At 36.8% G+C, this 9,054-nt stretch carries 6 protein-coding genes; all 6 read left to right on the plus strand.

Features of this window, described 5'->3' with window-relative positions; translation table 11 throughout:
- Window positions 1–86 precede the first annotated feature (86 nt).
- The 6 genes from CKJ95_RS11030 to CKJ95_RS11055 all read left to right on the plus strand — a co-directional run bounded on the left by CKJ95_RS11030 (window position 87) and on the right by CKJ95_RS11055 (window position 8,980).
- On the plus strand, window positions 87–2,078 hold the full coding sequence (locus CKJ95_RS11030; RefSeq protein ID WP_099353465.1) for a S9 family peptidase: 1,992 nt from the start codon (window positions 87–89) through the stop codon (window positions 2,076–2,078).
- Between the two features lie 116 nt (window positions 2,079–2,194).
- Entirely contained in the window at window positions 2,195–2,815 is a 621-nt protein-coding gene (locus tag CKJ95_RS11035) for a TVP38/TMEM64 family protein (protein WP_099353466.1), read from the plus strand.
- A gap of 30 nt (window positions 2,816–2,845) precedes the next feature.
- The gene (gene lepB, locus CKJ95_RS11040) at window positions 2,846–3,406 is read left to right on the plus strand and encodes a signal peptidase I (protein ID WP_099353467.1); all 561 of its coding nucleotides are present in this window, start codon (window positions 2,846–2,848) and stop codon (window positions 3,404–3,406) included.
- A 124-nt stretch (window positions 3,407–3,530) separates the two neighbouring features.
- The gene (locus CKJ95_RS11045) at window positions 3,531–6,767 is read left to right on the plus strand and encodes a BTAD domain-containing putative transcriptional regulator (RefSeq protein WP_099353468.1); all 3,237 of its coding nucleotides are present in this window, start codon (window positions 3,531–3,533) and stop codon (window positions 6,765–6,767) included.
- 110 nt (window positions 6,768–6,877) lie between these two features.
- Window positions 6,878–7,483 (plus strand): TetR/AcrR family transcriptional regulator, encoded by a 606-nt coding sequence (locus tag CKJ95_RS11050; protein WP_099353469.1) that lies wholly within the window; start codon window positions 6,878–6,880, stop codon window positions 7,481–7,483.
- A gap of 15 nt (window positions 7,484–7,498) precedes the next feature.
- Window positions 7,499–8,980, plus strand: a complete 1,482-nt coding sequence (locus CKJ95_RS11055) for an o-succinylbenzoate--CoA ligase (RefSeq protein WP_099353470.1) — start codon at window positions 7,499–7,501, stop codon at window positions 8,978–8,980.
- Window positions 8,981–9,054 lie beyond the last annotated feature (74 nt).

The raw sequence follows: 9,054 nt of genomic DNA on the forward strand, positions 1-9,054 counted from the left end.
TATTTCTAGTGTCGAAATACTTTTAATAGTGGTGCATAATGTATGAGGTACTACTTTGACAATTCGCAAAAAAGGACGGGAGAAGAATGACAGAGATAAAACGTAGAGGCATCGTAGCAGAGGATTTATATGAATTAAAAACAGTCAATGATCCACAGTTTTCTCCAGATGGAAGCAAATATGTGTTTGTGGAAACTGAAATTAATAAGGATAAGCACGAGTATAACTCACACTTATATGTTGGCACTGTTGAAGGTAAGGTAACTCAATGGACTTTTGGCGATGTGAGAGACGGTTCGCCACGATGGTCCCCAAATGGAGAAGCAATTGCATTTGTATCGAATCGTTCTGGAAAACAGCAAATCTATTGCTTACATACAAACGGTGGTGAAGCAAAACAAATTACATATTGTGCAAACGGGGCACGAAATCCGATCTGGTCACCGGATGGTTCAAAGATCTTATTTACTACTTCATTAGCACATGACGAGAGCGTCACGGATAAAGAAAAGAAGAAGAAAGACGAAGATGAGAAAAAACTTGAACCGATGGTTGTCGAAAGAATTCGTTATAAATCTGATGCGGCAGGATTTTTAGATAATAAGAATCAACATCTTGCATTGGTAGATGTAGCTACTGGTGCAGTGGAGCAATTAACATCAGGGGAAAATGATTATACGGCAGGAAGTTGGTCTCCAGATGGATCTAAACTTACATTTGTAGGAGATATCAGTGAGGATTCAGATTATAATTTGATTTCGGATGTCTATGTGATGTCGCTTAAAGATAAGAGCTATGAAAAGATTACGAATGGCACAGGTAACTTTGCTACCCCTTCTTGGTCACCGGATGGCCAATATATTGCATTAATTGGGCATGAACAAGAATTTGCAGGTGCCACTTTACCAAAGATTTGGTTATATTCAAATGAAAGTGCCGAGCTTTCTTGTTTAACAAGTGAGTTAGATGCATATGTAGGGGATTGTGTTGCTGCCGACTTCCAATTAGGTGGTTCAAATCCTGGTGTTATTTGGAACGAAGATAGCAGAAGTTTCTACTTTCTGTTAAGTAATCATGGCAGCACAGGAGTTTATTATGGTTCAATTGAGGGTGAAATCTATCCATCCTTATTCGAGAACCAGCATGTATTTGCACTAACAGTAAAAAATCATAAGGCAGTTGTTGGTATCAGTAAACCAAATGAACCAGGAGATCTATATTATTTAGATTTAAGTACTGGCGATATAAATCGACTCACAAATGTAAATGAAGTGTTTTTACAGAATATTGAATTAGCAGATGCGCAAAGCTTTACATTTAATGCTCCAGATGGCTGGGAAATTAATGGTTGGGTGATGAAGCCAGTTGGTTATGAAGAAGGTAAAAAGTATCCAACAATTATTGAGGTACATGGTGGTCCTCATGCGATGTATGCTAATACGTATTTCCATGAGTTTCAAGTGTTAACTAGCAAGGGATTTGTTGTTGTCTTTACAAATCCACGTGGAAGTCATGGCTATGGGCAACAATTTGTTGATGCTGTTCGAGGTGATTATGGCGGCAAGGATTATTTAGATGTGATGGCAGCAACTGATTATGCTGTGGAGCATTTTGACTTTGTTGATGAAACAAAGCTTGGTGTAACAGGTGGCAGCTATGGCGGTTTCATGACGAATTGGATTGTAGGTCATACAAATCGATTTAAGGCTGCGGTTACACAACGTTCGATTTCAAACTGGCTTAGCTTTTATGGGGTAAGTGATATTGGATACTTCTTTACTGAGTGGGAGTTAAAAGGGAATTTCCTTGAAGATCCTGAAAAGTTATGGAATCACTCACCACTCAAATATGTGGGGAATGTAGAAACTCCTTTATTAATCATCCATGGTGAGCGTGATTTCCGTTGTCCAATCGAACAGGCAGAGCAGTTCTATGTTGCCTTGAAACACCAAAAGAAACCAACAAAATTTGTTCGTTTCCCAGGTGCTAACCATGAATTATCTAGAAGTGGAAATCCAAAATTAAGAGTGGCCCGCCTTGACCATATAAAAGATTGGTTTGTAGAATATCTCGTATAAGAATTGAAAAGACACTAGACCTAAATGCTAGTGTCTTTTTCTATGTGAAAATTATTTTTGGTAGTAATGCCCAATTGGGTGTACAATAAGGGTAGTAAGTTAACAAGGAGATTCTTATGGACATAGAAGCAATTAAAGAACTCATTACACTGAAAAATATTGAAGAATTATTGAAGGATTATCGGTCATTTGGTCCATTGCCTGGAATTTTTCTTCCAATGTTAGAAGCGTTTCTCCCGTTTCTACCACTTGTTGCATTTGTCGTAGCGAATGCGAATGCATTTGGACTTTGGCTTGGGTTTTTGTATTCATGGGTAGGGGCAATTGGAGGTTCTCTCCTTGTCTTTTTCCTAGTTCGTAAGTATGGTCAAAAAAGATTCTTTTCATTTGTCAGTCGCCATAAAAAGGTGAAAGGTCTTATTAACTGGGTTGAACGGCACGGATTTGGTCCAATATTCCTCCTATTATGTTTTCCATTTACCCCATCAGCGGCAATTAATCTAGTAGCCGGGCTTTCAAGAGTAAGTACACCTCAATTTGTTTTAGCAGTTTTAAGTGGAAAATTAGTAATGATATTCACTATTAGCTTCATAGGCTATGATATACGAGCTCTTTTTCAACAACCAGTTCGAACGATAATTGTAGTTATTATTATATTTGTACTATGGATTGTAGGTAAAAGAGTAGAAGCAAGGTTAAAAGTAAAGCCGACTCGTCTTAAGGAAGATGAGGCATAAAAAAATGCTAAAGTGAAGGGTGGAGTTTAGGTGGAGGAAACCCCAGCAAAGAATAAACATCATTTTTCTTTTGTTAAATCTTTAGGAATCAGTTTGATCATTGTTGTTTTTTTAAGAACCTTCTTTTTTACAAACTACATAGTCGAGGGTGAATCAATGATGCCAACCCTCGAGGATGGAAACCTCCTAATGGTCAACAAGCTTGGAATGAAAATTGGGGAGCTTGACCGCTTTGATATTGTTGTATTCCATAAAAATAAAGAAGAAGATTTTGTTAAACGGGTTATTGGATTGCCAGGGGATCATATTGAGTATCGTGACGATGTACTTTATGTAAACGGAAAGAGTGTTTCCGAACCATTTTTAGATACGTTTAAAAAGGAACTATTCGTTGGGCAATTAACAGGTGACTTTACCCTTGAAGAAGTGGCAGGAAAATCAACAGTTCCCGAAAATCATATTTTCGTTATTGGCGATAATCGTATAGACAGTTGGGATAGTCGCCATTTTGGTTTTGTAAAGATGGAACAAGTTGTGGGAAAGGTTAATATTAAATACTGGCCTTTCGACAAAATGGAACTATTAAACTAAGAAGAACTTAATAAATTATCTATAACATCACAAAGAACTCAGTCAAAATTCGAGTTCTTTTTTAGCTTGGATATGATAAAATAGTACCAAAATTATCAATTTTTAGAAGAAGGGAGGTTTTGGGATGGGTACCAAGATACAAGTTCTACAAACAAAAATTACTCCACCGAACTTAAAGGACACCGTATTAAGAAGACCTTCATTAATGAAGAAAATGAAAACGATTCCAAGATATCCGCTAACCATCCTCCATTCTGGAGCAGGATATGGTAAAACAACTGCACTTGCATCTTTTATTCGTGATCAGAAAAAGTTGTCGTGTTGGTATAGTGTAGGACCAAATGATGATGACATTATTCCATTTTTAATATATGTGGTCTATGCTATACGGAAAAATCACCACGGTTTTGGAACAGAACTCCTGCTTTATGTTGAAAATATTGAACGGTATGTACGTGATGAAGAAATACGAACCCTTTGCTCGTTATTTATCAATGAAATTACCATACTAGATTCGAGTATTATGCTTGTCATCGATGATTACCATTTGATTCAGCATTCTTCTTCAATTGACCAGTGGATGACATGGTTGATTCAACATCTTCCACCTAATTTAAATCTTGTAATCTCAAGTAGGAAAAAACCTTCCTGGGCTTTTCTGACTTCGATGATTGTGAAAGAGGAACTCTTAGAGATACGGCAGCGCGACCTTATGTTTTCGTATGATGAGGTTGAAGTCCTGTTAAGTGATTTGTACGAAGGGGATATGACTGAGAAAGAAATTGAAAAAATCTTTTCACTAACAGAAGGATGGATTATTGCAATTGGCATGATTCGCCAACAGCTTTCTTCTGACGGTGGATTGGAATCAATTCTTAATAATAAATCAAAATCACTTGATGAGTTATTTCGTTTCCTTGCGATGGAAGTGTTTATGAAACAACCTCCAATGATTCAGCAATTTCTTGAAAATACCTGCATTTTTGAAGAAGTAAATGGAAAAGTATGTGATGAGGTATTAGGAATACGAAGTTCAGCAGAAATGTTAAAAGAGCTTTCTGACCATAATCTTTTTTTACTTTCGATTGGAGAAGGGCAGTATCGCTACCATGCTTTGTTTAAGGAGTTTCTTGAGCAAAGGTTATTCTCGACGAATGATCGGCACTTTTATAACCTCCATATTCAAACTGCAAGATATTATCAACGAATTGGTGATTATAATCAAGCAATATATCATCTTGAGGCAATTCGAGACTTTGAGAAAATAGCAGAAATTCTACACCATTATGGAGCGAAAATGATTCAAAACGGGCAACTTGAGGGTTTGTTGGACCGGATTAAAAACATTCCAGAATCTCTTATGAATCATTATTACCTATTATGGCTATATAAGGGGGAAGCATTGAGGTACCGGTGCTCCTATGAAGAGGCTGAGGCTTGTTACATAAAAACAATACACCTGGCAGAGTCTGCGAGAGACCTTCTGAGTTTAAGCAAGGCATATGAGGGACAAGCAAGAATCTATCTTGATACAATCCAGCCGGGTAAAGCCGAGCGCTATTTATTACAGGCGATTGAGGCTCTTGAAGAAAATGAGTCCTCCTCTAATGAAGATAAAAGTAAATTATACCAATTAATGGCTGAAAACCTTGCAAATGCGGGCCAAGCAAATAAAGCGAAAAAATGGTTTGAAAAAGGGAGAAGCTTAAATATTCCACTATTAGATGGAAACTTGGAATCTAGGCTTTATTTACGAACTGGTAAACTTGTAGAAGCGAAAAAAATTCTTACACAAAAGAAAGTGGTTGAAAGTAATCAGAAAACCATTCATTTACAGCAATCTCATCGCGAAACAGATCTACTGTTATCCTTAATTGAAGCTTTTATGGGCAATGGTCAAGCGGCAAAAGAGCTCGCAGAATCCGGGATAAAGCAAGGAGTTCAATTTCAAGCACCATTTGTTGAGGCTTGTGGCTGGATGCGCATGGGACATGCGGTGCAATTACTCGATAAATATGATTCTTCATTAGCATTACAATGCTATGAAACAGCTCTTGAAATTATGGATGAAATAAATGTATCAAGAGGAAAGGCAGAACCCTTGATGGGCTTATGTCTTTTAAATGGAAATCGAGGATTATATGACCGGGCCATTGAATATGGCAATAGGGCCTTGGATGAGACAGAAAAGGTTAAGGACGCATGGCTATCTGCACTAATTTTATTATGCATGGGAATATCTTCTGTTCATAATGAAAAATGGGAGGAAGCTGAACAATATTTAACAAGATGCGAGGCTTTGTATATAAATTGTGGTGACCAATATGGAATTGTACTAACGCAGCTTTGGTTTGCATTTCTCTATTTTCATCAGAAGAACGGAGCAGCTTTTAAAGGTTTCATTACGAACTTTCTCAAGAAACTGCAGGTCGGAGGATATGATTTTATCCTTACAAAACGAACGACTTTTGGACCGCTAGATTTATATAATATTATGCCTTTATTACTAGAAGCTCAGAGGGAAGGAATTCATCTTCCGTATGTAAATCAATTGCTAAATGACCTAGGATATTCAAATATCACATCACATCCTGGTTACACATTACGAATTCAAACTTTAGGTAAATTTCGAGTGTGGCTTGGTAGTCAAGAGGTGGAAGAATCTGATTGGCAGCGTGGAAAGGCTAAGGAGTTGCTTGAGCTTTTTGTAACGATGCGAAATCGAATGGTTGCACGCGAAGAAATATTTGCGATGCTTTGGCCAGAGCATGAAGAAGCAGCAGCAGCGAGAGATTTTAAAGTTGCTTTAAATGCCTTAAACAATGCATTAGAGCCAAACCGTGTCGCTAGATCAACTCCTTTTTTTATCCAACGGATTGGATCATCTTATGGATTGAATCAGGAAGCTGGCTATCAGTTAGATATTATCGAATTTGAAGAATGGATCCATGCGGGTTTGCATGAAAAGGATACGGACCAGATTATCAAATGCTTACGGCGGGCATTAGAATACTATGAAGGTGATTATTTACCGAACCGAAGATATGAAGATTGGTGTTTGGGTGAGAGGGAGAGGCTCCAAGTATTATTTTTACGGGGTGCTGAACGCATTGCGCAAGGCTTTGTTCAAACGGAAGAATTTGAAGAAGCCATTTATTGGTGTGAACAAATTCTAGCAAAGGATCGTACATGGGAAGAAGCATATCGATTATTGATGTTTTGCTACTATCATAAAAACAACCGTCCCCAAGCAATCAAGTGGTATAGAAAATGTGTTGCGGCATTAGAGGAAGAACTAGGAGTAGAGCCAATGCAACCAACAAAACAAATGTACGAAATGGTCCTTCAAACACAAAAATAGATAATAGATTGTCCAATAAACTACTACAGGATAGTAGTTTGTTTTTTTTGTGAAAAAAGTTGTTGTAAAATTCTAAAATTTGCATATAATAAAACTGAGAGGTGATTCAGGTGTCAAAAACAATTAAGTCTGAAGAAAAAGTATTGACTCAAAAAGGGTTAGAAACAAGAGAGAAACTATTACGTGCAGCAGAGGAGGTATTTGGACAAAAGGGATACTATGAAACTTCAATTGTAAATATTTCACAAGAAGCCAATGTTGCTCAGGGTACATTTTATAATTATTTTCCCTCAAAAAAAGATATCTTTGACGAACTAATTAGACAATATAGTCGTGAACTTCGTTTAGCAATAAAAGAAGAAATGAGTAAATCCAAAAATTTCGAAGATGCACAAAGGAAAGGTTTCAAGGCTTTCTTTAATTGGGTAAAGAGCCGTAGAAATTTATATAGTATTGTTCAACAAGCGGTAGTGGTCGATAAAGACCTTTATCGATGGTACTATGATAAACTCGCAAATGGATTTTTAAAAAGTCTTACTACTGGAATCGAAGTTGGGGAATTTAAAGAAATTGATCAAGAAACGGTTGCGTATTGTTTAATGTCAATTGGTCAATTTCTTGGAATGAGATGGGTATATTGGGAACAACAGGATGTCCCAGAGGAGGCGTTTGAAGCAGCAATGACACTAATATTTGATGGACTTAAAAAGGAATAACAAGGAGGAGACTTTATGCAAGGCATTGCTTATTGGATTGATAAAAGAGCAGAATTACATCCAGAGCGTATAGCCATAATTACAGAAAAAGAACAGATCTCCTATAAAGTTTTGAAACTAGATGTAGACAAATTAGCTACTTTCTTAAAACAAGATTTATCTATAAAAGCAGGAGAACGCATTGCGATTTTATCCCATAATAGATATGAATATATTGTTTTATTATTTGCAATAGCAAAACTAGAATGTATCGCTGTCCCTCTTAACACTCGTTTAACGGAAAATGAGCTTTTATACCAATTAAATGATAGTGGGACAGAGATTCTATTTTTAGAAACTAACTTTAAAAGTACAACTATTTCGTTACAGAAGAAAAGTAAATTGAGAGAAATAATTCCTATAGAAAACGTAAGGAATCTTGAAGATAGAAATAAGAACATTTCTTTACATATTAATGAAAGCGCTCCCTTTATAATTTGTTATACTTCGGGAACAACCGGTAAGCCTAAGGGGGCGGTTTTAACACAGGATAATATGTTTTGGAATGCCATCAATAATTGTACTGCAATTGATATCACATCAAATGACCGTTCACTTGTGTTACTTCCACTTTTTCATATTGGTGGAATTGGTTTATTTGCATTTCCGACCCTCTTTACTGGAGGGACCATAATTTTACCTGAGGGAAAATTTGATTCGGAGAAGGCTTTATCGTTGATTGAGCAGCATCAAGTGACAATTGTAATGGGCGTTCCTACAATTCATCAGGCCATTTTGAATAGTCCTTCTTTTGAAAAGACCAATTTGGAATCTGTACGATGGTTTTATAACGGTGGTGCACCATGTCCTCATGAACTAATTCAGGCTTTTTTTGATAAGGGGTTACTGTTTGGTCAAGGATTTGGGATGACTGAAACATCACCAACATTGTTTATGCTTTCTAAAGAGGATGCTAAACGGAAAATCGGGTCTATTGGAAAGCCTGTTATGTTTTGTGATTATAAATTAATAGATTCAGAGGGAGCTATTGTGAAAAGGGGAGATATTGGAGAACTCATTGTCCGTGGTCCAAATGTAATGAAAGAATACTGGAATAAACCAGAAGCAACAGCTGAAGCTCTTCAGGATGGATGGTTATACACAGGAGATTTAGCAAGGGTCGATGAAGAGGGATTTTTATATATAGTGGGAAGGAAAAAAGAAATGATTATTTCCGGTGGAGAAAACATTTACCCGTTGGAACTTGAACAAATAATTGGTCAGTTAGCAGATGTTGTAGAGGTAGCAGTAGTAGGAGTTGTTGATGTGAAATGGGGAGAAACTCCAGTAGCCTTTGTTGTAAAAAAGATAGAGAGTTTACTAACAGAAGAGGAAATTATCGAATATTGCAAACTATTTTTGGCTAGATACAAGATTCCCCAAAAGATAGAGTTTATCGAAAAATTACCAAGGAATGCGACAGGGAAAATTCAGAAGAACCAGCTAGTTAATTCATAAAAAAGGGAAATTTGTATTAACTGGGACAGCAGTTATGATGGTTCATCCGGTAGTGTCAAAAGTTCTATGAAAAC

Origin of the sequence: Fredinandcohnia onubensis, assembly GCF_002734285.1 — a bacterium.
GTDB classification, from domain to species: domain Bacteria; phylum Bacillota; class Bacilli; order Bacillales; family Bacillaceae_L; genus Ferdinandcohnia; species Ferdinandcohnia onubensis_A.

Bases quoted from the DNA above. Each gene is read 5' to 3' on its own strand.
- CKJ95_RS11035 (WP_099353466.1), top strand. From the start codon at position 2,195: ATGGACATAGAAGCAATTAAAGAACTCATTACACTGAAAAATATTGAA.
- CKJ95_RS11055 (WP_099353470.1), top strand. From the start codon at position 7,499: ATGCAAGGCATTGCTTATTGGATTGATAAAAGAGCAGAATTACATCCA.
- CKJ95_RS11045 (WP_099353468.1), top strand. From the start codon at position 3,531: ATGGGTACCAAGATACAAGTTCTACAAACAAAAATTACTCCACCGAAC.
- CKJ95_RS11030 (WP_099353465.1), top strand. From the start codon at position 87: ATGACAGAGATAAAACGTAGAGGCATCGTAGCAGAGGATTTATATGAA.